The sequence below is a fragment of the Bradyrhizobium sp. ORS 285 genome, from assembly GCF_900176205.1.
Classification (GTDB): Bacteria; Pseudomonadota; Alphaproteobacteria; order Rhizobiales; family Xanthobacteraceae; genus Bradyrhizobium.
The window spans coordinates 1621304-1647270 of sequence record NZ_LT859959.1 but is presented as its reverse complement, the minus strand read 5'-3'; the positions used below and the strand labels follow the sequence as shown (position 1 = coordinate 1647270).

27 protein-coding genes and 1 tRNA gene are annotated in these 25967 nt (G+C 65.2%); 13 read left to right on the top strand and 15 right to left on the bottom strand.

Annotated features, from left to right (window positions below):
• Positions 1-12: 12 nt before the first annotated feature.
• The 5 genes from BRAD285_RS07340 to BRAD285_RS07320 form a co-directional block, all read right to left on the bottom strand.
• On the bottom strand, positions 13-1152 hold the full coding sequence (locus tag BRAD285_RS07340; RefSeq protein ID WP_035647776.1) for an FAD-binding oxidoreductase: 1140 nt from the start codon (positions 1150-1152) through the stop codon (positions 13-15).
• A gap of 8 nt (positions 1153-1160) precedes the next feature.
• Positions 1161-1967, bottom strand: a complete 807-nt coding sequence (locus BRAD285_RS07335) for an ABC transporter permease (protein WP_006613710.1) — start codon at positions 1965-1967, stop codon at positions 1161-1163.
• Positions 1964-2845, bottom strand: a complete 882-nt coding sequence (locus BRAD285_RS07330; protein ID WP_006613711.1) for an ABC transporter permease — start codon at positions 2843-2845, stop codon at positions 1964-1966. The genes BRAD285_RS07335 and BRAD285_RS07330 overlap by 4 nt, the downstream gene beginning before the upstream one ends.
• A complete protein-coding gene (locus tag BRAD285_RS07325) occupies positions 2842-3885 on the bottom strand; it encodes an ABC transporter ATP-binding protein (protein WP_006613712.1) in 1044 nt (347 codons plus the stop codon). Before BRAD285_RS07325 ends, BRAD285_RS07330 begins: the two co-directional genes overlap by 4 nt.
• 277 nt (positions 3886-4162) lie before the next feature.
• Complete coding sequence (locus BRAD285_RS07320; RefSeq protein WP_006613713.1) at positions 4163-5194, bottom strand: ABC transporter substrate-binding protein; 1032 nt, start codon at positions 5192-5194, stop codon at positions 4163-4165.
• Between the two features lie 215 nt (positions 5195-5409).
• Between BRAD285_RS07320 and BRAD285_RS07315 the strand changes: the two genes are divergently transcribed.
• On the top strand, positions 5410-6309 hold the full coding sequence (locus BRAD285_RS07315; RefSeq protein WP_006613714.1) for a LysR substrate-binding domain-containing protein: 900 nt from the start codon (positions 5410-5412) through the stop codon (positions 6307-6309).
• A 28-nt stretch (positions 6310-6337) separates the two neighbouring features.
• Here BRAD285_RS07315 and BRAD285_RS07310 read toward each other — a convergent pair.
• The 7 genes from BRAD285_RS07310 to BRAD285_RS36490 all read right to left on the bottom strand — a co-directional run bounded on the left by BRAD285_RS07310 (position 6338) and on the right by BRAD285_RS36490 (position 12387).
• Positions 6338-6413 (bottom strand) — tRNA-Lys (locus BRAD285_RS07310).
• Positions 6414-6588: 175 nt separating this feature from the next.
• Positions 6589-7200 (bottom strand): Spy/CpxP family protein refolding chaperone, encoded by a 612-nt coding sequence (locus BRAD285_RS07305; RefSeq protein WP_006613715.1) that lies wholly within the window; start codon positions 7198-7200, stop codon positions 6589-6591.
• A gap of 131 nt (positions 7201-7331) precedes the next feature.
• Complete coding sequence (locus BRAD285_RS07300) at positions 7332-8675, bottom strand: TRAP transporter large permease (RefSeq protein ID WP_006613716.1); 1344 nt, start codon at positions 8673-8675, stop codon at positions 7332-7334.
• Positions 8672-9238, bottom strand: coding sequence for a TRAP transporter small permease (locus BRAD285_RS07295; protein ID WP_006613717.1), 567 nt, complete (start codon positions 9236-9238; stop codon positions 8672-8674). Before BRAD285_RS07295 ends, BRAD285_RS07300 begins: the two co-directional genes overlap by 4 nt.
• Before the next feature lie 109 nt (positions 9239-9347).
• Positions 9348-10364, bottom strand: a complete 1017-nt coding sequence (locus tag BRAD285_RS07290; RefSeq protein WP_006613718.1) for a TRAP transporter substrate-binding protein — start codon at positions 10362-10364, stop codon at positions 9348-9350.
• Positions 10365-10560: 196 nt separating this feature from the next.
• Positions 10561-12135: a 2-isopropylmalate synthase gene (locus BRAD285_RS07285; protein ID WP_006613719.1), complete on the bottom strand. Its 1575-nt coding sequence runs from the start codon at positions 12133-12135 to the stop codon at positions 10561-10563.
• Between the two features lie 126 nt (positions 12136-12261).
• Positions 12262-12387, bottom strand: coding sequence for a hypothetical protein (locus BRAD285_RS36490; protein ID WP_256387671.1), 126 nt, complete (start codon positions 12385-12387; stop codon positions 12262-12264).
• A gap of 985 nt (positions 12388-13372) precedes the next feature.
• Here BRAD285_RS36490 and BRAD285_RS07275 point away from each other — a divergent pair.
• The 3 genes from BRAD285_RS07275 to BRAD285_RS07265 all read left to right on the top strand — a co-directional run bounded on the left by BRAD285_RS07275 (position 13373) and on the right by BRAD285_RS07265 (position 14730).
• Entirely contained in the window at positions 13373-14107 is a 735-nt protein-coding gene (locus tag BRAD285_RS07275; protein WP_006613721.1) for an alpha/beta fold hydrolase, read from the top strand.
• An 87-nt stretch (positions 14108-14194) separates the two neighbouring features.
• Positions 14195-14440: a CopG family ribbon-helix-helix protein gene (locus BRAD285_RS07270; protein ID WP_006613722.1), complete on the top strand. Its 246-nt coding sequence runs from the start codon at positions 14195-14197 to the stop codon at positions 14438-14440.
• Positions 14437-14730, top strand: coding sequence for a type II toxin-antitoxin system RelE/ParE family toxin (locus tag BRAD285_RS07265; protein ID WP_006613723.1), 294 nt, complete (start codon positions 14437-14439; stop codon positions 14728-14730). The genes BRAD285_RS07270 and BRAD285_RS07265 overlap by 4 nt, the downstream gene beginning before the upstream one ends.
• 206 nt (positions 14731-14936) lie before the next feature.
• On the opposite strand, the gene BRAD285_RS07260 is transcribed toward BRAD285_RS07265, so the two are convergent.
• The gene (locus BRAD285_RS07260; protein WP_139020674.1) at positions 14937-15407 is read right to left on the bottom strand and encodes a hypothetical protein; all 471 of its coding nucleotides are present in this window, start codon (positions 15405-15407) and stop codon (positions 14937-14939) included.
• 152 nt (positions 15408-15559) lie between these two features.
• Between BRAD285_RS07260 and BRAD285_RS07255 the strand changes: the two genes are divergently transcribed.
• The 8 genes from BRAD285_RS07255 (at position 15560) to BRAD285_RS07220 (ending at position 24233) form a co-directional block, all read left to right on the top strand.
• Entirely contained in the window at positions 15560-17119 is a 1560-nt protein-coding gene (locus tag BRAD285_RS07255) for a serine hydrolase (protein WP_006613725.1), read from the top strand.
• A 238-nt stretch (positions 17120-17357) separates the two neighbouring features.
• Positions 17358-18809 carry a sensor histidine kinase gene (locus BRAD285_RS07250; protein ID WP_006613726.1) on the top strand — a complete coding sequence of 484 codons (1452 nt, stop codon included), beginning with the start codon at positions 17358-17360 and terminating at the stop codon, positions 18807-18809.
• Positions 18810-18988: 179 nt separating this feature from the next.
• Positions 18989-19174 carry a hypothetical protein gene (locus tag BRAD285_RS07245; protein WP_006613727.1) on the top strand — a complete coding sequence of 62 codons (186 nt, stop codon included), beginning with the start codon at positions 18989-18991 and terminating at the stop codon, positions 19172-19174.
• 12 nt (positions 19175-19186) lie between these two features.
• Positions 19187-19414 carry a hypothetical protein gene (locus BRAD285_RS07240; protein WP_006613728.1) on the top strand — a complete coding sequence of 76 codons (228 nt, stop codon included), beginning with the start codon at positions 19187-19189 and terminating at the stop codon, positions 19412-19414.
• Positions 19411-20010, top strand: coding sequence for a hypothetical protein (locus BRAD285_RS07235; RefSeq protein ID WP_006613729.1), 600 nt, complete (start codon positions 19411-19413; stop codon positions 20008-20010). The genes BRAD285_RS07240 and BRAD285_RS07235 overlap by 4 nt, the downstream gene beginning before the upstream one ends.
• Positions 20011-20114: 104 nt before the next feature.
• Positions 20115-20426 (top strand): hypothetical protein, encoded by a 312-nt coding sequence (locus tag BRAD285_RS07230; protein ID WP_006613730.1) that lies wholly within the window; start codon positions 20115-20117, stop codon positions 20424-20426.
• Between the two features lie 304 nt (positions 20427-20730).
• Complete coding sequence (locus tag BRAD285_RS07225; protein WP_006613731.1) at positions 20731-23040, top strand: TonB-dependent siderophore receptor; 2310 nt, start codon at positions 20731-20733, stop codon at positions 23038-23040.
• Positions 23041-23057: 17 nt separating this feature from the next.
• Positions 23058-24233, top strand: coding sequence for a PepSY domain-containing protein (locus tag BRAD285_RS07220; protein ID WP_006613732.1), 1176 nt, complete (start codon positions 23058-23060; stop codon positions 24231-24233).
• A 9-nt stretch (positions 24234-24242) separates the two neighbouring features.
• On the opposite strand, the gene BRAD285_RS07215 is transcribed toward BRAD285_RS07220, so the two are convergent.
• Positions 24243-24803: an HXXEE domain-containing protein gene (locus BRAD285_RS07215; RefSeq protein WP_006613733.1), complete on the bottom strand. Its 561-nt coding sequence runs from the start codon at positions 24801-24803 to the stop codon at positions 24243-24245.
• A gap of 65 nt (positions 24804-24868) precedes the next feature.
• On the bottom strand, positions 24869-25096 hold the full coding sequence (locus BRAD285_RS07210; RefSeq protein WP_006613734.1) for a hypothetical protein: 228 nt from the start codon (positions 25094-25096) through the stop codon (positions 24869-24871).
• Between the two features lie 126 nt (positions 25097-25222).
• Between BRAD285_RS07210 and BRAD285_RS07205 the strand changes: the two genes are divergently transcribed.
• Complete coding sequence (locus tag BRAD285_RS07205; RefSeq protein WP_006613735.1) at positions 25223-25963, top strand: Crp/Fnr family transcriptional regulator; 741 nt, start codon at positions 25223-25225, stop codon at positions 25961-25963.
• Positions 25964-25967: the final 4 nt, after the last annotated feature.

Here is a 25967-nt window from a genome sequence, read left to right as displayed (position 1 = left end):
TGCGCCGTCATCTCAGTAGTAGCCACTGCCGCCGACTCCAGCCGTGGTCTCGAAGCGCTTGGCGGTGAATGCGCCGACCAGCTCCGGCTCCAGCGTGCCGTCCTTGACCATGCGCGCGATCTCGAAGGCATGGTTGGCAGCGAGCGTCACGCCGGAATGGCAGCAGGCGACAAAGGCGCCGGGATGGGTCTGCGACTGCTCGTAGATCGGAAAGCCGTCCTTCGGCATCACGCGAATGCCGCTCCAGCTCCTGACCACGTTGAGCCGCGCCAAATGCGGAAACATGCGCTGGGCGCGGTCGGTCATCACCGCGTTGATGGGATGGTTCTGGACGCGATCGTCGAGCTCATCCTCCTTGCTGTCACCGATCATGACGGTGCCCTCGTCGGTCTGGCGGATCGTGGTGAGGGGATGCGGCAGGAACGGCATGGTGCGCTCGGTCACGACGATCTGGCCGCGCGTCGGGCCCATCGGCGCTGACAGCCCCACCATCGGCGCCAGCGTCTGGTTGGCGTTGCCGGCAGCAAGCACGACCTTCGCCGCACGGATCTCGCCCTGCGCCGTCGTCAGTTTGAACTCATCGCCGTCGCGCGCGATCGCGCTGACGGCACGCTCCGGCAGATAGTCGACGCTGAACGTCTTCATGCCGGCATGCAGCGCACGGAAGGTGCGCAGCGAGTTCACATGGCCGTCATAAGGACAGAAGCTGCCGCCGGAGACCTCCGGCCCGATCAGCGGCAGCATCTTCTTGACCTCGGCCGCGGACATCATCTCCATCTGATAATCAGCGGCGCCAACCTGGTTGTGCATGCGCGCGACGAGCTGCGTGCGCTGCTCGTATTCGGCATCACCGAGAGTGAGATGAAAGCCGCCATTCTGCTGCAGCACCACATCGAGCCCGGTCTGCGCCTTGAGTTCTTCGGCCAGCTTCGGCCACGCCTTCGAGCCGCGCACGGTCCAGCCGGTATAGGCCGGCATGCCCAGGCCCTTGCTCTGCACCCACACCAGCGCGAAATTGGCGCGGGAGGCGCGCTTGGCGATGTCGCCCTCGTCGAGCACGGCGACGCGCTGGCCGAGCCGACCCAGTCCCCAGGCAATCGCGGAGCCGAGCAGGCCGCCGCCGACGACGGCGACGTCATAATCTTTCATCATAGGGTCTCCTATCGTCCGTCGCCGCCCTTGGCGGTCAGCACGCGGTCGAGCCCGTACAGGCGGTCGAGCAGAATCAGGACGGTCATGGTGATGGCGATGACGCTGGCGGATACCGACGTCACCAGCGGATCGATGTTGTCCTGGATGTAGAGGAACATGCGCACCGGCAAGGTCTCGGTGCCGGGCGTCGCCAGGAACACCGTCATGGTCAGATCGTCGAACGACTGGATGAAGGCGAGCATCCAGCCCGAGACGATGCCGGGCAGGATCGCCGGCAAGGTGACGCGGCGGAACATGGTCCAGCCATCGGCCCCGAGCGAGATCGCGGCCATCTCCACCGAACGGTCCATGCCCGTGGCGGACGCAAGCGTCAGCCGCAGCGCAAACGGAAACACGACCACGACATGGGCGATCACCAGCGCGACGAAGGTGCCGCCGATGCCGACCGCGGTGAAGAAGCGGAGGAAGGCGATGCCCAGCACGACATGCGGGATCATCAGCGGCGAGAGGAACAGCGCCGACAGCGCGTCCCGGCCACGAAAGCGATAGCGGCTGAGCGCCAGCGCGGCCGGCACCGCAAACAGCAGCGCGATGCAGGACGACAGTGCGCCGAGCCAGAGGCTGACGCCGAAGGCGTGGACGAATTCCGGATAGTTGGCGAGCGCCCTGAACCAGCGCAGCGAGAACTGCGTGATCGGGATCGAGAGGAAGCCTTCCGGCGTGAACGCGACCCAGCACACGACCACGATCGGCGCCACCATGAACACGACGAACAGCGTGTGGAAGATCAATGCGACAGGACCATTCCGGCTCATCGGAACATCTCCTGGTAGCGGCGCTCGATCAGCGCGTTGGAGCCGACCACGATCAGGACCAGCGCGATCAGCAGCAGCACGGCAACCGCTGCGCCGAGCGGCCAGTTCAGCGTGTTGAGAAACTCGTCATAGGCGAGCGTCGCCGCGACCTTCAGCCGGCGGCCGCCGATGATCGCGGGCGTCGCGAAGGCACTCGCCGACAGCGAGAACACGATGATCGCGCCCGACAGCACGCCCGGCATGATCTGCGGCAGCACGATGCGGCGGACGACGGTGAGCGAGCCGGCGCCGAGCGACAAGGCGGCGTTCTCGACCTGCGGATCGAGCCGCTGCAACGCGGTCCACACCGCGAGCACCATGAACGGCATCATCGCATGCGCCAGCGCGATGATCATGCCGGTCTCGGTGAACATGAAACGGACGGGTGAATCGATCAGGCCAAGCGCCATCAAGAGCTTGTTGGCGAGCCCGTTATTGCCGCCGAACAGGAGCGCCCAGCCGAGCGTGCGTGCGACCACCGAGATCAGCAGCGGGCCGATGATCACCAGCAGCAACAGTCCCTTCCACGGCCCCTGCATGCGGTTGAGGATATAGGCCTCGGGCACGCCGAACACCGCCGTGATCAGAGTCGCGAGCACGGCGACGCGGAAGGTCCGCCAGAACATTTCCAGATAATAGGGGTCGTCGATGATCTCCATCCAGTTCTTGAGGATGAAGACCGGCTCGATGCCCTTGTACTGCCCCCAATCATGGAACGACAGCATCACCGTCATCGCCAGCGGAATCACGACGACGCCGATGAACAGCATCAGGGCCGGCAGCGCCAGCGAGAGGCCGGCGCGCGCGTCGGATGTATCGGCGGTGGCAGTCGCGCTCATGCGGCAACTCGCGCGGCGCGAAGGCTCATGTCGGAGGACTGCCAGTTGAGACGCACCGCGGCGCCCTGCTCCGGCTGCGGCTGACCGTCATTCTGCCGGATGACGATCGCAGGACCACATTCAGTGTCGCACTGGAACAGCCAGTGATTGCCCTGGAAAATGCGGCTGGTGATGCGGCCGGCGAGACCGGCATCGCCGAAGCTGATGCGCTCGGGCCGCACGCTGAGCGTGACCGGCCCCGACAGGCCGGCCGGTGCCGGGGCGCTCCACGAGCCCGCAAGCAGCCTGCCTTGTCCGGCCGTGCGATCCACCTGTGCTGCAAACTCGTTGGTCTTGCCGAGGAATTGCGCGACGAAGGCCGAGGCCGGCTGCTCATAGACCTCCTGCGGCGTGCCGATCTGCTCGATCCGGCCCTTGCTCATGACGACGATGCGGTCGGACAGCGACATCGCCTCGATCTGGTCGTGGGTGACGAGGATGGTGGTGGTGCCCAGATTGCGCTGGATCTGGCGCAGTTCGATCTGCATGTCCTCGCGCAGCCGCGCATCGAGATTGGACAGCGGCTCATCGAGCAGCAGCACGCTCGGGCGGATCACCAGCGCCCGCGCCAGCGCCACGCGCTGCTGCTGGCCGCCGGACATGCGGCGCGGATGACGGTCTTCGTAGCCGGCGAGCCCGACCAGCGTGAGGGCCGCGCGCGCACGCTCCTCGCGCTCGTTGCGCGCGACGTTGCGCATCTCCAGGCCGAAGGCGACGTTCTCAGCCGCCGTCATGTGCGGAAACAGCGCGTAGCTCTGGAACACGATGCCGAGGCCGCGCTTCGCGGGCGGCACCGCAACGAGGTCCTTGCCTTCGAGTTCAATCGTGCCGTGCGACGGGTCGAGGAAGCCAGCGATCATCTGCAAGGTCGTCGTCTTCCCGCAGCCGGAGGGCCCGAGGAAGGAGATGAACTCGCCTTTGGTCACGGCCAGGCTGAACTCTTCGACGGCCGTGTTGGGGCCGAAGGACTTGCCGACGCGGTCGAGCTCGAGGAAGGACATCGATGGTTTCCGAACAACACAAGGAAGTAGTTTGGCTGGGACGATGATCTCACACTGTTGGACATCATCTCTGGTCTAACAGCACGTCCGGTGCAACCTCGCCCCCGCTTGCGGGGAGAGGTCGGATCGCATCGTCAGATGCGATCCGGGTGAGAGGGTACAGGTCTCGCCGCGGACACTTCCCGCGCGGCTGCCCCTCACCCCGACCCTCTCCCCGTGAAGGACGGGGAAAGGGAGCGCACCGATCGCGGCGCAAATGCGTGCAACAAACTCGGGCTCAGCGCTCGACTTCGCGATTCCAGCGCTTGGTCCATTCCTCGCGCTTCTCGTTCACCACGGTCCAATCCGGCGCATAGACCTTGGCGGCGCGCTCGCCGATCGGGGCCATCGCGCCGACGCCCTCGGGGATGACGACCGACTTCACCACCGGGCCGTAGCCATATTCTTTCAGCATCGTGAGCTGGATCTTCGGATCGAGCAGCAGCTTGATGAAGCTCGAGGCCAGCGGCGACACCGAGGGCTTGGCGATCGGGCACGCCGTCGTCAGCAGGCTCACGGCGCCTTCCTTCGGATAGACGAAGTCGACGGGAAAACCGGTGTTGGCGAAGCTCTGCACGCGGCCCGAGCCCCACACCGCAATGACGGCCTGCCCCGACTGGAACAGCTCGGTCATCTTGCCCGGCGAGGGCTCGTAAGCCAGCACGTTCGGATTGATGTCGGACTTGAAGATCTTGAAGCCGGCATCGACATTTGTCTCGCTGCCGCCGTTCATCTTGGCCAGCATCAAGAGCGCGTTGAGCCCGTAGGTATTGTTGATCGGCGGGATCACCAGCTGCTGCTTGTATTTTGGATCCTTCAGGTCATTCCACGACGTCGGCGCAGCCCAGCCTTTCTCGGCGAACACCTTCTTGTTGTACATCAGGCCGGTGGCGACGAGCCCGATGGCAACCGCCTTGTCGTCCTTGAAATGCGCGATGTCGAGGAGATCACCGGGCAGGCCAGTGACCTTGTCGCAGAAGCCGAGCTGGATCGCCTGATACATCGGGCCGTCGTCGAGGATGGCGACGTCGATCTGCTGATTGCCCTTCTGCGCCTGCAGCTTGGCGAGCGTGTCGGTGGAGTTGCCGGCGACGTATTCAACCTTGACGCCGTTGGCCTGCTCGAAGGGCGGGATCACCTCCTCGCGGATGGTCTTCTCGAACGAGCCGCCATAGCCGGCGACATACAGTGTCTTCTGCTGAGCCTGGACGTGCGTGCTGCAGGCGAGGACGCCGATGCTGACGGCGGCGAGAAGGTGAAGGCGCTTCATTGGACCGATCTCCCGTTACCCTGAGTACGATGCGGTATTTTGAAACCGCCAGGAGATCGGATCGACCTCGTGGCCCCGGCAGGCAGACTCTCTGCCACCTTCAGCCTAAAAAACGAGCCGTCCTCATCCCTGCCAAAAAAGATCGCAGCCGGGTCTTTGATCGTCCAATGAATAATGGCACCCTCTCCATGCTGAAATATTATGGATGAGACATCATGGCCCGGATCAATTCGCGGCAGGTCGAAGCCTTCCGGGCGATGATGCTGACCGGCAGCGTCACTGAAGCCGCCAAGCTGATGGCCGTCACCCAGCCGGCGGTGAGCCGGCTGCTGCGCGACTTCCAGGCGCTGCTCAAGATGGAGCTGTTTGAGCGGCGCGGCACCGGCCTCGTGCCGACAGCGGCCGCCACCGCGCTCTACATGGAGGTCGAACGCTCCTTCGTGGGTCTCGACCGCATCACCGCGGCCGCCGAGGAAATCCGCGGCCGCCGTACGGGCACACTGCGCATCGCGGCGCTGCCGGCGTTGTCGAACGGCTATCTGCCGCGGCTCGCCGGCGGCTTCCTGCAGGAGCGGCCGAATCTGAACCTCGCCTTTTTCGGCGTGATCTCCCCGATCGTGATCGACTGGGTGCTGAACGCGCAATGCGACGTCGGCTTTGCCGAAGTGCCGATCGCGCATGCCGGCCTGCCGAGCGTGAAGCTGCCGGCGCTGCCGCGCGTCGCGGTGCTGCCGGCCGCTCACCGACTCGCCGCGAAGGAGCGGCTGGTACCCCGGGATTTCGAGGGCGAGACCTTCATCTCGCTGTCAGCAGGCTCGACAAGTCGGCACCTGATCGATCAGGTCTTCCATCGCGACGATATCCAGCGGGTGCTGCGCGTCGAGACGACGCTGTCGGAGATCATGTGCGGAATGGTGTCGTCGGGCCTCGGCGTCGCGATCTGCGATCCCTTCACCGCGCGCGAGTTCGATGGCCGCGGCGTCGTGGCGCGCCCGTTCACGCCGCGAATCGATTTCGAGTTCGCCGCGGTGTTTCCGCCGCAACGCAGCCCGTCGCCGGTGGCGCTCGATCTGGTCGAGACGGTTCGCCGCGCGCTCAGCGCGCTCGCCGGATAGAACAATGTTTGAGAGTGTTCGGGAGGCTTGGTGGGCGCACTAGGGCTCGAACCTAGGACCCGCTGATTAAGAGTCAGCTGCTCTACCAACTGAGCTATGCGCCCGGATCTGCATCCGGAGAAAGCCCCCGCGAGAGCCGGTCGTTTAGCAAAGCGATTCCGGGATGTCCAGCGATCCCTGACGATTATTTGGCATTTTCGATGCAGAAAAACCGCCGGCGGGCGGCGGTTTTTCCCAAGTGGAAATTCCAGCGGAATCAGAGGGATCGTTAGCCGGTCCTCAGAGCCGCCCGGAGTCGCGCTCCTCGTCGGACCAGCCCATGCGATCCATCGGCGGGTGGCCCATCGGACCCGGGCCGAATCGGTTCTCGCCGAAGCGCGGACCGTCGCCCTCGCCGCGCTCCATCCAGCGGTGATGGCGCGGGCCGTCCGGTCCCATCATGCGGCCCATCGGCCGGGTCAGCATCGACAGCCGGCGCTTCTGGCCCTCGTCGAGCGTCTTGTAGAGCGGGTCGGCGGCGTCGGCGACCTTCTTCATCGCATCGGCCGTCGCGGCCATGGTATCGGCACGATCGCGCAGACGGGCGACGGGATCGACATCCTTGTCCTGCGCGTCATCGGCCGCCTTCATCCGCGCATTGGCGCGGTCGAAGCGCAGCTTGACGAGATCGCGCACCGCGGCCTCGACGGGCGGCCAGAGCTTCTCCTGGTCCGCGTTCAGCTTCAGGCCGGCATGGACCGAAGCGATCCGCGCATCGAGCATCGCGGCGCGATCCTCCGGGTTCATGCGCGCATGATGCATGTGATCATGAATCCAGCCGCGCTGGGCGTAGACCGCGGTCGAGCCGGCGATGGCGAGCACGGCGACAGCGGCGATGGTGAACTTTCTCATGCCAACCTCCTTGGAAAGCTGGATCAGCATGAGCCTGCCGCCCCGCGCCTTCAACTTACAGTTTGGACAGAGTGTACGTCCTTACGAAGATGTAATTGCTTCAAATACCTTTCTCTTTTTGCAAATGCGTTTCAGTCTGTTGCCGCGCCCCAAAGCATTCCCAACGTCCGCGGCAACCAGAGCGAGATTTCAGGGACGTAGGTGACGAGCGCCAGGAAGCCGAGCATCGTCAGCAGCCACGGCATGACCGCGATGGTCAGCTCGGTGATGCCCATCTTGGCAATCCCCGAGGCGACGTAGAGGTTGAGGCCGACAGGGGGATGGCACATGCCGACCTCCATGTTGACCACCATCAGGATGCCGAGATGCACCGGATGAATGCCGAGCTTGACCGCGACGGGAAACAGGATCGGCGCCATGATCAGCACGATCGAGGTCGCCTCCATGACGTTGCCGGCGAGCAGCAGCAGGATGTTCACGACCAGCAGGAACACCGCCCAGTTGACGCCGGCGGACGCCATCCAGTTGGCGATCTGCTGCGGGATGTTCTCGTTGGCCATCAGGAACGAGAACAGCACGGCGTTGGTGATGATGTAGAGGATCATCGCGCTCATATTGGCCGAGCCGAGCAGCACCTTCGGCACGTCCTTCCATGACATGTCGCGATAGACGAACACCGCGATGACGAAGGCATAGACGGCGCTGACGGCGGCGGCCTCGGTCGGCGTGAACTTGCCGGTGTAGATGCCGCCGAGCACGATCACGATCAGCAAGAGGCCCCAGATGCACTTGCGGAACGCGGTAAAGCGCTCCGCCCAGCTGGCGCGCGGCAGCCGCGGATAGTCATTTTTCCAGGCGCGATAGAAGGTGGTGAAGCCGAGCAGGCTCGCCAGCATCAGGCCGGGGATGACGCCGGCCATGAACAGCTGCCCGACCGAGGCCGACGAGACGCGGTGCCCGGCCGGATCGAGCGCGATGCTGCCGCCGGTCGCGACCGAATACACCACCATCACGATCGAGGGCGGAATGAGGATGCCGAGCGCACCCGAGGTGGTGATCACACCGGCGCCGAAGCGTTTTGGAAAGCCCTGCTTGACCATCGCCGGCAGCATGATCGAGCCGATCGCGATCACCGTCGCCGGCGACGAGCCGGACACGGCGGCAAACAGCGCGCAGGCCATGACGCCGGCGAGCCCCAGGCCGCCATACCAATGCCCGACCATCGAGGTCGCGAAATTGATCATCCGCCTTGCCACGCCGCCATGGGTCAGGAAGTTGCCGGCGAGGATGAAGAACGGGATCGCCATGATCTCGAAATTGTCGATGCCCGTGAACAGTTTCAGCGCGACGGATTCGGTCGGCACGTTCGTCATGAAGAAGACGAAGGACAGCACGGTGAGGCCGAGCGCGATCGAGATCGGCATGCCCGTCAGCATCAGGAAGATCAGCAGGCCGAAGATCAGGAGGCTGCTCATCGCATGGCCTCCACGCCCGCGGCATCGACGCCCTCGACATAGGCGTGGTCATGATGCGGCAGCTCGTCGTGGCGGAGATAGTGCCAGGCGACCTGCAGGAAGCGGAAGCACATCAGATAGGAGCCGAGCGGGATGCAGAGATAGACCAGCCAGCTCGGCAGCTCCATGTCGGGCGTCACCTGGTCGGTCTGCGACAGGCCGTAGACGAACTTGGCGCCCATCGTGCCGATGATGGCGGTGAACAGCGCCCCGCACAGCAGGCCGAACAGGATCGTCACCTTGCGCAGCGACGGCCGGAGCATATTGACCAGGACGTCGACCCCGACATGGATGCCGGTGCGCACGCCATAGGCGGCGCCGAACTTCGCCATCCACACGAACATGTAGATGCACAGCTCCTGCGCCCAGGACAGGTCGATCGGGAACAGGATCGGATAGAGCAAGGGGATGCCGACCAGATAACGGTGCAGCACGGCCACGAAGATGATCGAGGTCGCCGCCGCGATCAGGAATGCGATCAGGATTTCCTCGAGTCGATCGAGGATGCGCAACAGCAAGCTCAAGTCCCCTCCCCCACAATCAGATCATGCGCGGCGCTTGGATGCGCCGTCTTCCATTCTGTGACGTAGCAATACGCGGGCCACCCGCCCGCGCATTGCCCGCGTCATTCGGTCAGTTCGTCGTGCCACGCGTCTCCTTCAGGAACTCGTCGATCAAGGGCTGACCGACGCGGCCCGCGACGTCCTTGTAGACCGGCATCATCGCCTTGCGCATCGCCTCGTCCTGCGCGGGCGTCAGCTTCACGAGCTCGGACTTGCCGGACTTGCGGATCTCCTCCAGCGCGTCGTCGTTCTCCTTGGCCGACTGGTTGTTGCCATAGGCGGTGGCTTCCTTCATCGCCTTGTCGCAGGCAGCCCGGATGTCGGGCGGCAGGCCGTCCCAGAACTTCTTGTTCACGACCACGACATAGCCGATGTAGCCGTGGTTGGTGAGCGTGATGTACTTCTGCACCTCGTGCATTTTCTGCGTATAGATGTTGGAGGGCGTGTTCTCCTGGCCGTCGACGACGCCGGTCTGCAGCGCCTGGTAGACTTCGGAGAACGCCATCACCTGCGGGATGGCGCCGAGCGTGCGGAATTGCGCATCGAGCACCTTCGACGACTGGATGCGGAACTTGAGGCCCTTGTAGTCGGCGGGATCGACGAGCTTCTTGTTGGCGCTCATCTGCTTGAAGCCGTTGTCCCAGTAGGCCAAGCCGATCATTCCCTTCGGCTCGAGCAGCTTCAACAGCTTGGCGCCGAGCGGGCCATCCGTGACCTTCCGCAAGGTGGCAAGATCCGGCAGGATGTAGGGCAGATCGAACACCTCGAATTCCTTGATGCCGATCGGGCCGAACTTGGAGTTCGACGGCGCCAGCATCTGCACGGCGCCGAGCTGCAACGCCTCGAGCTCTTCCTTGTCCTTGTAGAGCTGCGAGTTCGGGTAGACTTCGACCTTGACCTTGCCGTCGGTGTACTTCTCGGCCAGTTCCTTGAACTTGTCGGCGGCGAGGCCCTTCGGCGTGTTCGAGGCCACGACGTGGCTGAACTTGATCACGATCGGATCGGCCGCCAGGGCCGGGCCGGCCAGCGCGAGCACCGCGAGCGAGGCGGCGGTGGCGATCAGATGACGGAACTTGAGCTGCTGCAAAGTGTCCTCCCGAAATTCGGGGGGCATTGCAATGACGCCCCCGCTTTGTATGCCAAGGACATTGTTAGCGGGTGCCGGCCGGGAATGCCATTGACCGTTAGCAGCACGGCCGGGATTCGCGTGGTGCAACGCACCATCGCTCGTCATCCCGGGTTCAGCCGCTGTCGAGGCTGCCCCCGGAATGGACGTCGTGAGGTTAGCCCGCCGCCGCCGACGCGCCGGCGCCCTGCGCGACATCGCGCTGGCGCTTCATCACCAGCTTGTTCAGCGCGCCGAGATAGGCCTTCGCGGACGCCACCAGCGTGTCGGGATCCGCCGCACGCGCCGTCATCGAGCGGCCGTCCTGCGACAGCCGCACCGAGACCTCAGCCTGCGCGTCGGTGCCTTCCGTGACGGCGTGGACCTGGTACAGCTCCAGCTTGGCCTCGTGCGGCACCAGCGACTTGATGCAGTTGAAGACGGCATCGACCGGACCGTTGCCCTCGCTCTCCTCGATCTTCGTCACACCATCGATGTCGAGCTTCATGGTGGCGCGCTGCGGGCCGCGGGTGCCGGCGATCACGCTCAACGACAGCAGCTTGATGCGGTCATGGGCGCTCACCATGCCCTCGTCGATCAGCGCCTCGATGTCCTCGTCATAGATCTGCTTCTTGCGATCGGCCAAGGCCTTGAAGCGGACGAAGGCGTCCTCGACCTGGTTGCTCGACAGCTTGTGGCCCATCTCCTCCAGCTTGTGGATGAAGGCGTGGCGGCCGGAATGCTTGCCCATCACCAGCGAGGTCTGCTTCACGCCGACCGTCTCCGGCAGCATGATCTCGTAGGTCTGCGCGTTCTTCAGCATACCGTCCTGGTGGATGCCGCTCTCATGCGCGAAGGCGTTACGGCCGACGATGGCCTTGTTGTACTGCACCGGGAACGAGGTCGCCGCCGACACCACCTTCGAGGCGTGGGTCAGCTGCGTGGTGTCGATCTTGTTCCAGAACGGCAGCTTGTCGTTGCGCACGCGCATCGCCATCACGACCTCTTCCAGCGCCGCGTTGCCGGCGCGCTCGCCGATGCCGTTGATGGTGCATTCGATCTGACGGGCACCGGCGCGCACGCCGGCCATCGAGTTGGCGACCGCCATGCCCAGATCGTTGTGGCAGTGGACGGAGAACACCGCCTTGTCGGAGTTCGGCACCGTCTCGCGGACGCGCTTGAACAGGTCGTAATACTCCTCCGGCACGGCATAGCCGACGGTGTCCGGAATGTTGATGGTGGTGGCGCCGGCCTTGATCGCGGCCTCGACGCAGCGGCACAGAAAGTCGAACTCGGTGCGGGTGCCGTCCTCCGACGACCACTCGACGTCATCGGTGTGGTTGCGCGCGCGCGTCACCGAGGAGACGACCAGCTCGTAGACCTGCTGCGGATCCATCTGCAGCTTGTACTTCATGTGCACCGGCGAGGTGGACAGGAAGGTGTGGATGCGGCCGCGCTTGGCCGGGCGGATCGCCTCGGCGCAGCGATCGATGTCCTTGGCGCCGGCGCGCGACAGGCCGCAGATCACCGCGTTCTTCGACCGCTTGGCGATCTCGTTGACGGCCTCGAAGTCGCCGTCAGACGCGATCGGAAAGCCGGCCTCGATGATGTCGACGCCCATGTCGTCCAACATGGCCGCGATGTTGAGCTTCTCCTCGAACGTCATGGTGGCGCCGGGGCACTGCTCGCCGTCACGCAGGGTGGTGTCGAAAATGACGACGCGGTCCTTGTCGGACTGAACGGGATTGGACATTGGCTTTCCTCGAAGTCTGAAGGTGGTGCGCCTGACCGTCAGGATCTCTGAACATGGGGCGCTGAAGGGTTGTTCGGTGTCGAAGCAGCCCCCTGAGTGCCCAGGCGCATCCCGCCCAGCCGGCCCTCAGGGGCAGCTAAGAAGCAGAAGCTCGAGCGCGCCAATCAGGCCGCGAGCGGACAGCGAGGCGAGCGCGATCGACCGGGCGTCTGCCCCGGCGATGGCCTCGATCTCTGCGCTGCGAATCAGCATTGCCAAACCCTTTGCGAAGACACGAAAATCGTGCGGCAAAACCATTGACGGAGTGTTGCCGAGGTGCCCTCGACAGCGCTTTTACCGGGAATGGGAGGGCCTCGCAACGCCGAATAAGGGTCAGGAGGGGTGACGTATCGTGCCCTGAACCCTTCCCTCTCGCGCCGCCTTCTTCCGCCGTTGCGCTCACGCGGCCAGCCCCTATCCGCTGCCCCATTCTCCGCCGTCATACCCCGCGAAAGCGGGGTATCCAGTACGCCGCGGCCCCTCGGCTCGCTCACAACTGCCTCTGGAATACTGGATCGTCCGCCTTCGCGGACGATGACAGCGGTGGGTGGAGCACCGCTCTCTCCCCGTCATTGCGAGCGAAGCGAAGCAATCCAGAGTCACGCGTGCAGCCCTGGATTGCTTCGCTTCGCTCGCAATGACGCCGGTGTTTGACGCACGAGTTGGGCGCCCCTCGGGCTTTGATCGATTGTTCAAACCGCATTCGCACACACCTCTCCGCTCCCGCGACACCATCGTGCCCAGGCTGATCATCAACATCGCCCCTCGCCAATCGAGGGTGCAGGGGAAGGCCGGGCGTCTGCCGACACCCGCGGCCCCCGTGCGTGAAGAGATGCACGGGGCAGGAACCACAGGTACGGCCAGGACCTCCCAGCCTCCCCTGCGCAACGGCTTTACGACTTACTTAGCGCTCTCCCCGGGGACCGGCTTGATTGCCCCCGTCACAGCCGCGCTCGTCATGAACGCGAGCGGCTTGACACCAGCTTCGGGGTGCCAGGACCACACGACTTCGCCGTCCGCAAAGCGCCGGTCGTCCACCGTCGCCTCACGGCCATCGCTCCCCGCACTCCACGTATCGTGACGACGCGTACGCCCCTCTTCGATGAGGCGGGATGGCGCATCAAAGCATGATTTCTGAAAAAAGGAAAGAAGAAATTTCGCCGAATGCGAAGCCTCCGGATGTGATAGGGATGACGCCATGTCCAACCACATCTTCCTCCACGGCGTCCCCGATACACCCGCGATCTGGGGACCGCTGATCGCTGCGCTCGGCGAGACCGTCGCCCTGCCCTGCCTGCCCGGCTTCTGCGGCGAGGCGCCTGCCGGCTTCGCCTGCACCAAAGACGCCTACGCCGACTGGCTGGTCGCGCTGATGGAGGCACAGCATGCCGCGTTCGGGCCGCTCGATCTGGTCGGGCATGATTGGGGGGCGCTGCTGGTGCTGCGGGCGGCCTCGCTGCGGCCGGAGTTGGTGCGGTCCTGGGCTGTTGCCGGCGGCGCGCTCGATCCGGACTATCGCGGTCATCGCATTGCGCGGATCTGGAACACGCCTGTGCTTGGCGAGATCTTCATGGCGGTGTCTTCGCAAGCTGCGATGGCGCGCATGTTCCGGCAGAGCGGGCTGCCGCCGGAGCTGGCTGCGCACGAAGCTGCGGCGTGGCAGGCACCGATGCGGCGGGCGATCCTCGAGCTGTATCGCTCCGCCGACGGGCTTCGCTTCGGCGGTGACTGGATCGCGCGTCTCACGCAGTTGCCGCAACGTGGCCTTGTCATCTCCGGCACGCGGGATCCGTTCGTGACGCTCGCCACCCTCAGCCGCTTCGCGCAAGCGCATGGCGCGCGACTGCATGTCGAGCAGGATGCCGGTCATTGGAGCATCGTCGAGCGGCCGCAGAGCATCGCGGCAGCGCTGCGGGCGCATTGGGCGGGGTGAGACCAGTCCCTCTGAAGACCGCACGCGGCAACGGTTGACGCTCCGCTTCCGTTCACCCACAATCGCTGAGAACCTCAAGGAAGATCAATGACCGCCTTCACTGTCCACGTGTCGGAAGCGACGGCCGCGAAACTGGATGAGCTAGCGGAGAAACTCGACCGCCCCCCCTCCGAAGTTGTTGCGCGAGCGATCGAGGATTTCGTCGAGCGGGAAGCCTGGCAGCTTGCTGAGATTGAGGCGGGGCTAGCCGAAGCGGACCGCGGAGACTTCGCCAGCACCGCAGAATTGACACAGGTGATCGCCAAGTACGTTAAGCCTGCCAGTCAGGGATGAGCCGGCGCCGCCTTCGTTGGACCAGACGGGCGCTCAATCGCCTCGATCAGATCGGCGCGTACATCGCCGAGAACAATCCCGCCGCAGCCGCGCGCGTCGTGGCACGCATCGTTGTTGGCGTCGACTCCCTTGCCGAGCATCCCGCAAAGGGACGGCCAGGGCGCATCAGCGGCACGCGCGAACTCGTGCTCACAGACATTCCATACATTGTCGCCTATCGCGTGACACCCGGAAGCATCGAGGTTCTGACGGTCATACACGCCGCACAGAGATGGCCGGACACACTATAAACCGCCCAGCGTATGAGCGCTGTCTAGAACAAGCAACACGCCGCTGTTCCGACGTGCGCGTCTTCCATCAGACAATCTTTGATGGATTGCGGTGTCGAGCAGGATGCCGGTCATTGGAGCATCGTCGAGCGGCCGCAGAGCATCGCGGCAGCGCTGCGGGCGCATTGGACGGAGTGAGAGTCCGTCCAACGCAGATCCGCGTCCCATTATTGCAGAACCGCAGCCAGCTCATTCGCGGTCTTCTCTGCGATCTCGGCTTCGGGTTGCTGACCGACATCGTAGACAAACGTCTGCCCCATCACCTGCGTGTGCTTTTCTGTATCCCAGAGCCTCAGCGAAAACTGGCGCCGGCCGTCCGCAGTCCGCGATGCAAAGGCCAACAGCATGAGGTCGACATGCATTTCGGAGCCCGTTCGAAAGTCCGGAACGCGGTCAACATTTGCAGACAGGATCGGTGGACCGTCGACGATGCGCAGCGACGGCACCGCTTGAAGCCGTTGTCGCAGTTGGGCCGTGAGGCGCGCGGCATCATCGCCGACGTCCGATGTCATGGCACGGGCATCGGGCACCGCAATCACACGCTCGCCGTCGGCAAGCGCCGGCAGCGCGGAGGCGGTGAGCAAGAGCGCGAGGAACACCCTGACATTGAAAGCGAGCAGCCGCCCAGATCGAGACATGCCCGCCAGCATTCCTTTTTGAATTCGATCAGGACAATCTGCGCCGGCAAAATGCCGCTTTTGCGGCGTGCGCGCCGCGCTTCACACAATCTTTGGTCGCTTACAGTCTTTTGATGTCGTACCGTCAATGTCGCTCATCGGAGACATTCGACATGGCGCGTCTCAAGACTGGCCTCTGGTTGCTCTCGGCGCTGCTGGTGGCGCCGCTGTTCACCGGCGCAGCGTTGGCCGAGGACACCGGTCTCGCCCGCTTCCCTCAACCCGACTGGTCGACCGCCACGCCCGAGGACGAAGGGATGGATTCCGCGGCGCTGGCGAAGCTCGTCGCGATGGGCAAGGCGATGCGGTTCGATAGCCTGCTGATCACGCGCCATGGCAAGATCGTGCTCGATGCGTCCTACGCGCCCTACAATGCCGACGAGCCGCACATCATCAATTCGTCGACCAAGGCGGTGGTCTCGACGTTGATCGCGATGCTGCTCAAGGACGGCGTACTCGACAGCCTCGATCATCCGGTGCTCGACTTCTTCAAGGACCTCAAGATCGAGAACGTCGACGCGCGCAAGCAGGCGCTCACGGTGCAGCATCTGCTCAACATGACCTCCGGGTTCGACTGGGACGAAGGCTATGATGGCGGTGCCGAGACATCGCTCTACGAGATGGGCCGAAGCCCGGATTGGGTGCAGTACGTTCTCGACCGTCCCATGGCGCATGCGCCCGGCGAGACGTTCTACTACAACAGCGGCAACTCGCATCTGCTCTCGGCGATCGTCACCAAGCTCACCGGCAAGAGCGCGGAGGATTTTGCCAAGGAGAGGCTGTTCGGGCCGCTGGGGATCACCGAGCACCCCTGGTTCAAGGATTCCAAGGGAATTTCCGCCGGGGGCTTCGGGCTGGCGCTGAAGCCGCGCGACATGGCCAAGATCGGCTACCTCTATCTGCGGCGCGGCCGCTGGGGCGAGCAGCAATTGCTGCCGCCCGGCTGGATCGAGGCCGTCAACCACGCCACCGTCAGCATGAATGCGAAGTTCGATCCGGGGCTCTCCTACGCCGATCAGTTCTGGGCTCTGCCAGATAAGCACGTGTTCATGGCGGTGGGCTATCACTGCCAGGTCATCATGGTGCTGCCCGACCGTGACATCGTGGCGGTGATGACTGCCCGCGAGTTCTGTCCATTCCGGAAACTCGCCAACACCATCGCGGCGACTGCAACGTCCGACAGCGCCCTGCCGCCGGCGCCCGAGGCTGCGGCCGCGCTGGCTGCTGCCGTCCGCGAGGTCGGAACGGAAACGCAAGGCCCGGTCGGAACCGTGCCGGAGATCGCGGCGTCCATCTCGGGCAAGACCTACAGCTTCCCGCCCGGCCCGCTCGGCGTCAACAACATCAAGCTGGACCTCACCGGACCCGAGCCGCAGGTCACCTGGGACATCCCGTCGCGGGACCGCGCCGGGGCCACGGTGCACCTGCAGAGCCCGATCGGCCTCGACGGCCTCTATCGCAAAACCACGCCGCCGCATCCCTGGAAGCCCTTCAGCTACCGGGCCATGAAGGGCAGCTGGATCGACGCCACGACCTTCGTGATCGACGCGCAGTTCATCGGCCAAGGCGAGGAGCGCAACTGGCGGCTCAGCTTCGATGGCGACAAGGTGACGTTCCGAACCAAGGGCCGCTACGGCAAGGACGTCGCCGTCGAGGGTCATGTAGCGCCGTGAGTTCTCGATCTGCGCTGCGCGGCTGCTGATGGCGGCCGCGCCCGATGCTGCAGCCGCTCGGCCTCGATGCCGAGACATGCCACGCGGCGAGACTTGGAACCGTTCTAATAACGCTCTACGTGCCGTAAGCGGCACATGCGATCTCCCGTCGTTTTCTCAACCAACTCATCTCGTGTATGTCTGCCCTCCCGCCGGCTCATGCTGCGGCGGGGGATCGTTTTTCGATTGCGGTGGCATAATGTCGGGATTGCTGGTGCGGTTGGGGCTGCGTTTCGAGGACTGCGTGGAGGAGCGGCGTTTCGTGGACCGTTACGTCCACGGCAGCACCGGCTGGACGCAGATCGCGATGCTGCTCGGCGCCTTCACTTTTGCCGGCTACACGCTGTGGGACTGGGTGCTGTATCCCGAGATCGTGCCGACGACGCTCAGGATTCGCGGCGGCACCGCGTTGTTCGTGCTGCTGCCGCTGACGGCGCTGCTGTCGACCCCGGCGCGCAGATGGGCGGAGCCGATTCACCTGGCCTATTGCGTCATTCCCGGCTGCGTGCTGCCGACGATCTACTGGGTGCTTCCCTCCGGCTTCACCTACTCCGCGGCGGGCATGATCATCGTCATCCTGTTCGTCTCGACGATGCTGCCGCTGCGCGTCGGCTCCTATGCGATCTTCTGCGCGGCGAGCTGGAGCGCGCTGGCGGTCGCCGAGAGTCTTGCGACGGAGCCGCTGCCGCCGGGACTGCGCTTCATCGATCATTCGCTGGTCGGCAATGCCTGCCTGCTCTCCCTCTACGCCGTCGGCGCGCGGGAGTATCAGGCGCGCAAGCAGTTCCGCACCGCCGAGGCGCTGCAGCGGGAGAAGGAGCGTTCCGAGACCTCGCTGCGCGACCTGCATGCCACGCAGGCCCACCTCGTGCAGGCCGAGAAGCTGGCCTCGCTCGGCCAGCTCGTCGCCGGCGTCGGTCATGAGGTCTCGACGCCGCTCGGGCTGGCGCTGACGACATCGACCGCGATGGAGGACGACGTCGAGGCGATCGCACGCATGCTTGGCGGCGGTCCGGTGCGGCGCTCGGATCTGGCGCGCGGCGTCGCACGGCTGCAGCACGGGCTGACCCTGACGACGCAGAGCCTGCACCGCGCATCCGAGATGGTGCACAGCTTCAAGCAGGTCGCCGTCGACCAGGCCGACGAGGCGCTGCACACGTTCGAGCTGCAGGGCTGGATGATGGATCACCTCGCCAAGCTGCGCCCGCTGCTAGCGCGGCAAGGCCTCACTGTCGCGCTCTCCTGTCCGGAGGGCATCGCGATCACCAGCTATCCGGGCGCACTCGGACAGGTCATCAGCATCCTCGCCTTCAATGCGGCGACGCACGCTTATCCGGGGGATCTCAGCGGCGTCTTCGCCGTCGAGGTCACGCTGCCCGGCGACGACTCCTTGCGCATCGTCTGCGCCGATCAGGGCGTGGGCATGAGCGCGCAGGTGCGCGAGCGGGTATTCGATCCGTTCTTCACCACACGCCGCGAGAAGGGCAATGCCGGCCTCGGCCTGCACATCGCTTTCAACCTCGTGGCGTCCACGCTCGGCGGCCGCATCGAGCTGGACAGCGCGCCGCAGCAGGGCACACGTATCGCGCTCGACATTCCGCTGATCGCACCCGGCAAGCCAGCGGAGCTGGAGCTCGCCGCGGCGCAGTAGGCTTTGCCACATCATGATCGCGAGGTTGTTAGCTCGGTGCGGGAACTACGGGCGTTCCCCAAGCGTGCGGAACTCGCACATAGGGGTCCTCGCTCACGAACGAGCGATCACGCGACCTGATTAGAACCTCGTTGCGGCGGGCACGTTGGTCCAGCTCCTATCATCACAAGGAGCAGGCCATGACGAAGCCGCCCCCCGTTCCTCCCGAGAACCAGAGCCCGATGGGCACCGGCGATGCGAAATCCGGCAATGCGCATGAAGCGTCGAAGCCGCGCAGCGCCGTGACCGGCAATGCCGATCAGCAGGGCCGCACCGGCAACATCAAGCAGAACACCACCAACCAGGGCTATCAGCAGGACCGCTGAGCGGAGGATTGGATGTCGACCTCGACCAAGACCAAAGCGAGCATCCGCCAGGGCGGACCGGGCGCCTCGCACGAGAATGCCAAGGAGCCTCTTCACATCAACAAGCCACCGGCCGACGATCCGCAACGCCGCCACAGCCGTGTCTCCTCGGGCGGCGGCGAGCAGGATTCGCATCATACGCACGAATCCGAATCCAAAGGCGGCAACACCCACCCGGCGCATGGAAAGGGCCATCGATGAGCAACAAGCATCCGAAGATGCCGCGCCCGACCAATGTCGATCTCGTGCGCAATCCGCTGATCGGCGGCTCCAAGGGCGTGACGATGGCGCAAGCGAGCCTGGATGATCTCGAGGAGCTTGAAGGCGCCAACACCATTGAAGGCGATGTCGAGAACGATACGAACGCGCAAGGCGGCATCGACAAGGCCGAGGTGATGGACCGCCGCCGTGGGCCGCCGCAACATGACCGCGACCAGCCGCCGCGACATAAGGAGTTGCAGGGCCGCAAGACCCATGAGCAGCAGCTGCGCATGCTCGAGCGCAAGCCTGACAATCCGGACTCCGATCAGCTGGCGCGCGAGATCGAGCGCGACCAGGACCGCTCGCGCGTGTTCGACGCCAAGCCGAGCAACGCCGACGGCGCGCCGGCGCCCCGCATCAAGGCCAAGGGCGACGGCTCCGGCGCGATGACCGATCTGCAGGAGGATCTGGTCGGCGAGAACATGGTGTTGTCGAACCGCGACAAAACCGAGAGCTCGCGCGAGCGTGGCCAGGACGGCCGCTGGGTCGAGACCGAGCAGTTCCAGGATCACAACGACAATCGCGGCCGCGGCTGAGCCGCGACTGCGAGCAACTCAGACGGCGCTGCGCGCGAAGCGCAGGGGAACGGCGGCAACGCGCTCTCGTTAGCTCCGCTCGCACGCAGAAAAAAGGACCTGCCATGAAGACCACGACCACCCTGGCGCTCGCTGCCGCGTTTGCGCTCACGAGTTCGCTCGCTCTCGCCCAGAGCAGCAGCGGCGCCGGCGCCAACACCGGCACCGGCGGCTCGGGCACCGCGACCAGCCCCGGCATGGGGCATTCGACTGATACCGGCACCACCGGCGCGAATATGGGCCGCACGCCCTCGGGTACCGACACAAGTGCGACCGGCGGCCGCACCGGTGGTGGCACCGGGATGAGCGACGGCACCGACAACGGCAGCATGGGCACGATGAGCCCGCATTCCGGCACGGTCACGCCGAAGCGTTGATCCGACGCAATTAGTTCCAGAAAATGAAACGAACAGCGCTTCACCGGCAAACCGGATGGAGCGCTGTCGTTTGCGCGTCGCGCGGGCAGCGTGCTCGCTCTTGCAGCGCGCCCTGATCACGATCCGCGCGATGCCGCAAAGACGCCGCGCACGGCACAGCTTCGAACCAATTCCAACAACGAAACACCCGACGACTTAGAGCTATTCAAGCCTGCGCGCCGTGTTCTTTGCTGCATCGCATTGCTAGACCTCACCTCAAGCGGCCCGTTCCATCGAAGGGCGTGACTTGAAAGTGCAGTGAACGATGACGAAGTGTGACGGCCGGCGCGAGGCTCGCGCTCGTACCGGCATCAGCGGCGCGATTGCGATTGCGAGTGCGCTGACCGCAGAACTGGTGTGCTCCCCCTCTCCTGGACATGCCCAGGCCTCGCTGCCGCCGGTGACGGTGGATGCGCCGGCGCAAAAGCGCAAGCCCGCGACCGCCACGGGCATGCAGCAGCGCCAGGCTCGCGTCACGCAGCAAAGACGTAGCACGCCCCCACCGCCAATGCCGACCCGCGCGGAACGCGCCGCTGCGGAAGCCGTGGTGCTCAACGCCGCAAAGCTCAACTACCGGGCAATGCCGAGCGCAACCACCCTGCGCACCGGCGCCTCGCCGCTCAACAGCGCGCAATCCGTCAACATCGTGCCCGAGCAGGTGATCAGGGATCAGCTGCCGCGCAACATCGACGATGCGCTCGCCAATATCAGCGGCGTCACCCAGGCCAATACGCTCGCCGGCACACAGGATGCGGTGATGCGCCGCGGCTTCGGCGACAATCGCGACGGCTCGATCATGCGCAACGGCCTGCCGCTGGTGCAGGGCCGCAGCCTCAATGCCGCGGTGGAGAGCGTCGAGGTTCTGAAGGGCCCGGCGTCGCTGATGTACGGCATCATGGATCCCGGCGGCATCGTCAACACCATCAGCAAGCGGCCAGAGCTCTACCAGCACGGCTCGGTGACGCTGCTCGGCTCGGCCTATGCCAACAACAGGACGGGGGCCGACGGCACGCTCGACATCACCGGGCCGATCGGCGATAGCGGCCTCGCCTATCGCTTCATCGGCTACGGCGTCAGCGAGGATTACTGGCGCAATTTCGGCCGCCATCGCGAGATGCTGGTGGCGCCGTCGCTGGCCTGGTACGGCGACACGACCACCGTGCAGCTCAACTACGAGCACCGCGAATTCATCACCCCGTTCGATCGAGGCACCGCCTTCGTCAACGGCGCGCCGCTGGCGATCCCCGCGACGCGGCGGCTCGACGAGCCCTTCAACAACATGTGGGGCCAATCCGACCTGGTGCAGGCCTCGGTCGAGCAGAAGCTCAACGAGGACTGGAAGCTCAATGCGGCCTACAGCTACAACACCGAGAGCTTCAGCGCCTATCAGCTGCGCGTCACGTCGATCGATCCAAAAACCGGCATCGAGGGCCGCAGCAATGACGGCACGTTCGGCTCGCTCAGCCGGGTCAGCTACGGCACGTCCTATATGCAGGGCGGCTTCTGGATCGGCGGCCTGCGCAACGAGGTGTTGTTCGGTGGAGATGCGCAATATCGCACGATCTATCGCCAGGATCTCCTCCGCTTCACTGTGCCTGCCTCGACCCCGTTCAACGTCTACAATCCGGTCTATGGCCTGCTGCAGCCGGGCTCGACGGTCTCGGCCAGCGACAGCGACCAGACCGACAAGCTCGGTCAATATTCGCTGTTCCTGCAGGACACGCTGCACCTCACCGACAAGCTCTCCTTCGTCGGCGGCGTCCGCTACATGGACTATGAGCAGCTCGCCGGCCGCGGCCGGCCGTTCAAGGCCAACACCAACGTCGCCGCCGACACCGTGCTGCCGCTCGGCGGCGCGATTCTCAAGCTCAACGAGCAATTCTCGCTCTACGCGAGCTACACGAAAAGTCTGAAGCCCAATTCGACTATCGCTCCGCTGACCGGCGGCGTCGTGCTCGGCTCCAACATCGCGCCGGAGCAAGGCACCTCCTGGGAGACCGGCTTCAAGTTCGATCTCGACAAGCGGCTGTCCGGCACCGTCGCGGTCTACGACATCGACAAGCAGAACGTGCTGGTGTCGCAGCTCAACGGCAACGGCGTGCTCGAATACACCACCGCCGGCAAGGTGCGCTCGCGTGGCGCCGAGGTCGACGTCACCGGCAAGCTCGCCGAGCATTGGGGCATGATCGGCAGTTACGGCTACACCGACGCCAGGGTCACCGATGACCCGGTCTATCGCGGCAACCGGCTGCAGAACGTCGCACTCAACACCGCCTCGCTCTATCTCGTCTATGATTTCGGCACGGCGCTGCCCGGCCAGCTCAGGGTCGGCAGCGGCGCGCGCTATGTCGGCGACCGCGCCGGCGACGCGGCCAACAGCTTCGTGCTGCCGTCCTACGTCGTGGCCGACATGTTCGCGAGCTACGAGACGAGGCACCAGAACCTGCCGGTGATCTACCAGCTCAACGTCAAGAACCTGTTCGACAACGTCTACTACCCCTCCGCCAACAGCGTGCTGAACGTCGCGGTCGGCGATGCGAGGCGCGTGTCGCTGTCGGCGACGGTGAAGTTCTAGTCGAGAGAGGACCCCGCGTGACGCCCATCCGCATCAAGCCAGCCCTGCTGCAGATCCACTCCATCCTCGGCCTCGCAGCCGCGCTGATCCTCTCGATGATGGGCCTCACCGGCGCCATCATGGGCTTCGAGGACGAGATCCAGGCCGCTCTCAACAGCTCGCTCGCGCACGTCGCTCCGCGCACCGAGGCGCCGCTGACGCCGTCCGAGCTCGTTGCACGGCTGCAGGCCGATCCCGCGCTCGGCAAGGTCTCCGCGATCACGCTGGCGCGCGATCCATCAGCGGCCGCGCGCGTCCGCTTCGCACGCAAGGATGATGGCGGCCATCCCGCCTCGCTGCTGGTCGATCCCTATGACGGCCGCGTGCTCGGCGAGCCCAGCGGCGAGAGCTTCTTCACCACCGTACGTCACTTGCATCGCTGGCTGCTGCTGCCGGGCGACGGCAACGGCGCGGGCCGGCAGATCACCGGCGCCGCCGTGCTCGGCCTGGTCGTGCTGCTGATTACCGGGATCGTGCTGCGCTGGCCCAAGCGCGCAACCAGCGCGTCGCTGTGGCTGAAGCCGCAGCTGGCCTTGCGCGGCCGCGGCCTGCATCGCTCGCTGCACAGCGTCATCGGCACCTGGGTGCTGCCGGTGTATCTCGTGATCGCGCTGACCGGCCTGACCTACTCCTATGCCTGGTACAAGGACGGGCTGACATGGCTGCTGGCGCCGGCCTCGCAGACGCAAATGCCCGGCAAGGCCGCGCGCGGCGGCGGCGCTAATTCTGCGGCCGAGGCCAAGCCCATCGCGCTCGATCTCGTCTGGGCGACGCTGCGCGAGCAGGCCGGCGATCGCTTCGCGGTAATGCAGCTGACCTTGCCCGCCGGCGCCGCGACGGCGGTGCGCGTGCGCACCTGGCCGAGCGAGCAGAATGACGGCCGCCGCGACGAATTCCGCATCGACGCCGCGACCGGCCGGCTGATCTCCGCCGAACGCTATGCCGACAAGACGACCGGCGAGCGCGTGCTCGCGCGCGTCCTCGACATCCATCGCGGCAGCATCCTGGGCTGGCCGGGCCAGCTCGTGTTCATGCTCGCCGCCGCGCTGATGCCGCTGTTCGCCGTGACCGGCGTGCTGCTCTATGTTTCCCGGCGCAGGCTGCGGCGGCCGATGCCGCCGCTGACGACCGTGCATCTCGTGCCGGGCGAATAGGCGGCGCGCTCAGGCGACCGCGGCGTGCGACGCGCGCCGAATGGCATTGACCGCGATGATGATGTGGAGCAGCAGCGACAGGCCGAAGCCGAGCGCGTGCTGCGCCATCGTGGCGGGAATGGTCAGCACGGTCACCAGGCCGAGCGGAATGAACAGGACGATCCCGGTGACGAGGCCGGGATTGTAGCTGCGGAAGCGCAGCGCCGGCCCGATATGGCCGAGCGAGTTGACCAGCATCAGATAGGGCGCGACCAGCGCCCAGGCGGGTCCCGCGATCCACGCCACATAGAGTGCGGCGAGATCGATGCCCCAGACGGCGCCGCAATTGACCCAGAGCACGTCGCCGGTGGTCAGCGCCTCGCGGCCGCCGAACATGACGGTGTTGACGAAGCGGCGGAAGCGGTCGCCGGTGTGCTCCTCGACCTGATGGATCATGTAGCCCGGCGAATGCAGGAAGATCAGCAGCAGCGCCAGCGGCCAGTCGGCCGCGAGCAGCGGCACCAGCGCCAGCAGCGCGGCGGCCATGAACACCGCGCCGGCAACCCAATGACGGGCGAGAAAATCGAGCATCCCCTAGTGATGCGCGACTCGCAAGGACTTGCCAAGCCGGGTTCCCCCGGGGGAAGCGCCGTGCGTCAGCCCGGCTCCGCGCCGCCGAGCCGCTCGGCAAGCTTCTTCAAGCTCGACTCGGATGGCGGCAGCCTCTGGAATTCGCGGATCGCGCGCGACAGCTCCTGATCGGACATCGGATGCGCCGGCTGCTTCAGCCGGCCGTCGCTCAGCGCGGCGGCAATCGTCTCGAGATGCGGCTCGTTGCCGCCGAACAATCGGCGAAGCCGGTAGAGGAACGCGATGTGGGGCACGGCTGTTCTCCCGATGCGGCGACCGGCAACTCCATCCGCATCCCCTGATACCATGCCACTTTAGCAGGAACCATCGCGCGCGTCGTCTCATTTGATACGTCCAGAGATCAACGGGCGTGACTTCCCATGGATGCCGACAAGATCGATGCCGACAAGATCGTCGTCAACAAGCTCAAGGACCATTCAAGGCTGTCGGGCGACGACATCGCCGAGATCAAGGATTTCGGCTTTTCGCCCCGCGAGCTGGCCGACCAGGAGGACCTCATCCGCCAGGGCGACGAGCCGGACCGCTCGGTGGTCGTGATCTCAGGATGGGTGGCGCGCTATCATTTGCTCCGAGGCGGCGGCCGCCAGTATCTCTCGTTTCACATGGCCGGCGACTGGCCCGATGCGCAGGCGCTGTTTCTCGACCGGATGGATCATGCGGTGTGCGCGATCGGCCCGGCGCTGGTCGCGGGCATCCTGCATAAGGAGCTGACCCGGGCCATCACCCGGCGGCCGGCGCTCGGCTTTGCGATCTGGCGCGAGACCCTGATCGATGCCTCGATCTTCCGCGAGGCCATCACCAACAACAGCGCGCGGTCCAAGCCGGCGCGCATGGCGCATCTGTTCTGCGAGCTGTTCTATCGCGCCCGTGCGCTGGGCCACGTGCATGACGATCAGCTGCATCTGCCGCTCAGCCTGATGCAGCTCGGCGAAGCCCTGGGCATGGCGATCGCCACCGTCAACCGCACCCTCGTCGAACTACGCGCCAGCCGCGCCGCCGACTTCCGCAGCGGCACGCTGACGGTGCACAATTGGCCGCGACTCTGCGCGATCGGCGAGTTCGACCCCGGCTACCTGCATCTGAAGAAGCAGCCGCGCTGAAGAA

What these genes read in the sequence shown, in the direction of transcription:
- BRAD285_RS07285 (WP_006613719.1), bottom strand. Translation starts at nt 12,135, where the DNA reads ATGTCCAATCCCGTTCAGTCCGACAAGGACCGCGTCGTCATTTTCGAC.
- BRAD285_RS07245 (WP_006613727.1), top strand. Translation starts at nt 18,989, where the DNA reads ATGACGAAGCCGCCCCCCGTTCCTCCCGAGAACCAGAGCCCGATGGGC.
- BRAD285_RS07205 (WP_006613735.1), top strand. Translation starts at nt 25,223, where the DNA reads ATGGATGCCGACAAGATCGATGCCGACAAGATCGTCGTCAACAAGCTC.
- BRAD285_RS07340 (WP_035647776.1), bottom strand. Translation starts at nt 1,152, where the DNA reads ATGATGAAAGATTATGACGTCGCCGTCGTCGGCGGCGGCCTGCTCGGC.
- BRAD285_RS07300 (WP_006613716.1), bottom strand. Translation starts at nt 8,675, where the DNA reads ATGAGCAGCCTCCTGATCTTCGGCCTGCTGATCTTCCTGATGCTGACG.
- BRAD285_RS07275 (WP_006613721.1), top strand. Translation starts at nt 13,373, where the DNA reads ATGTCCAACCACATCTTCCTCCACGGCGTCCCCGATACACCCGCGATC.
- BRAD285_RS07330 (WP_006613711.1), bottom strand. Translation starts at nt 2,845, where the DNA reads ATGAGCGCGACTGCCACCGCCGATACATCCGACGCGCGCGCCGGCCTC.
- BRAD285_RS07305 (WP_006613715.1), bottom strand. Translation starts at nt 7,200, where the DNA reads ATGAGAAAGTTCACCATCGCCGCTGTCGCCGTGCTCGCCATCGCCGGC.
- BRAD285_RS07260 (WP_139020674.1), bottom strand. Translation starts at nt 15,407, where the DNA reads ATGTCTCGATCTGGGCGGCTGCTCGCTTTCAATGTCAGGGTGTTCCTC.
- BRAD285_RS07335 (WP_006613710.1), bottom strand. Translation starts at nt 1,967, where the DNA reads ATGAGCCGGAATGGTCCTGTCGCATTGATCTTCCACACGCTGTTCGTC.
- BRAD285_RS07250 (WP_006613726.1), top strand. Translation starts at nt 17,358, where the DNA reads ATGTCGGGATTGCTGGTGCGGTTGGGGCTGCGTTTCGAGGACTGCGTG.
- BRAD285_RS36490 (WP_256387671.1), bottom strand. Translation starts at nt 12,387, where the DNA reads ATGCTGATTCGCAGCGCAGAGATCGAGGCCATCGCCGGGGCAGACGCC.
- BRAD285_RS07230 (WP_006613730.1), top strand. Translation starts at nt 20,115, where the DNA reads ATGAAGACCACGACCACCCTGGCGCTCGCTGCCGCGTTTGCGCTCACG.
- BRAD285_RS07225 (WP_006613731.1), top strand. Translation starts at nt 20,731, where the DNA reads ATGACGAAGTGTGACGGCCGGCGCGAGGCTCGCGCTCGTACCGGCATC.
- BRAD285_RS07325 (WP_006613712.1), bottom strand. Translation starts at nt 3,885, where the DNA reads ATGTCCTTCCTCGAGCTCGACCGCGTCGGCAAGTCCTTCGGCCCCAAC.
- BRAD285_RS07255 (WP_006613725.1), top strand. Translation starts at nt 15,560, where the DNA reads ATGGCGCGTCTCAAGACTGGCCTCTGGTTGCTCTCGGCGCTGCTGGTG.
- BRAD285_RS07315 (WP_006613714.1), top strand. Translation starts at nt 5,410, where the DNA reads ATGGCCCGGATCAATTCGCGGCAGGTCGAAGCCTTCCGGGCGATGATG.
- BRAD285_RS07235 (WP_006613729.1), top strand. Translation starts at nt 19,411, where the DNA reads ATGAGCAACAAGCATCCGAAGATGCCGCGCCCGACCAATGTCGATCTC.
- BRAD285_RS07270 (WP_006613722.1), top strand. Translation starts at nt 14,195, where the DNA reads ATGACCGCCTTCACTGTCCACGTGTCGGAAGCGACGGCCGCGAAACTG.
- BRAD285_RS07240 (WP_006613728.1), top strand. Translation starts at nt 19,187, where the DNA reads ATGTCGACCTCGACCAAGACCAAAGCGAGCATCCGCCAGGGCGGACCG.
- BRAD285_RS07265 (WP_006613723.1), top strand. Translation starts at nt 14,437, where the DNA reads ATGAGCCGGCGCCGCCTTCGTTGGACCAGACGGGCGCTCAATCGCCTC.
- BRAD285_RS07215 (WP_006613733.1), bottom strand. Translation starts at nt 24,803, where the DNA reads ATGCTCGATTTTCTCGCCCGTCATTGGGTTGCCGGCGCGGTGTTCATG.
- BRAD285_RS07320 (WP_006613713.1), bottom strand. Translation starts at nt 5,194, where the DNA reads ATGAAGCGCCTTCACCTTCTCGCCGCCGTCAGCATCGGCGTCCTCGCC.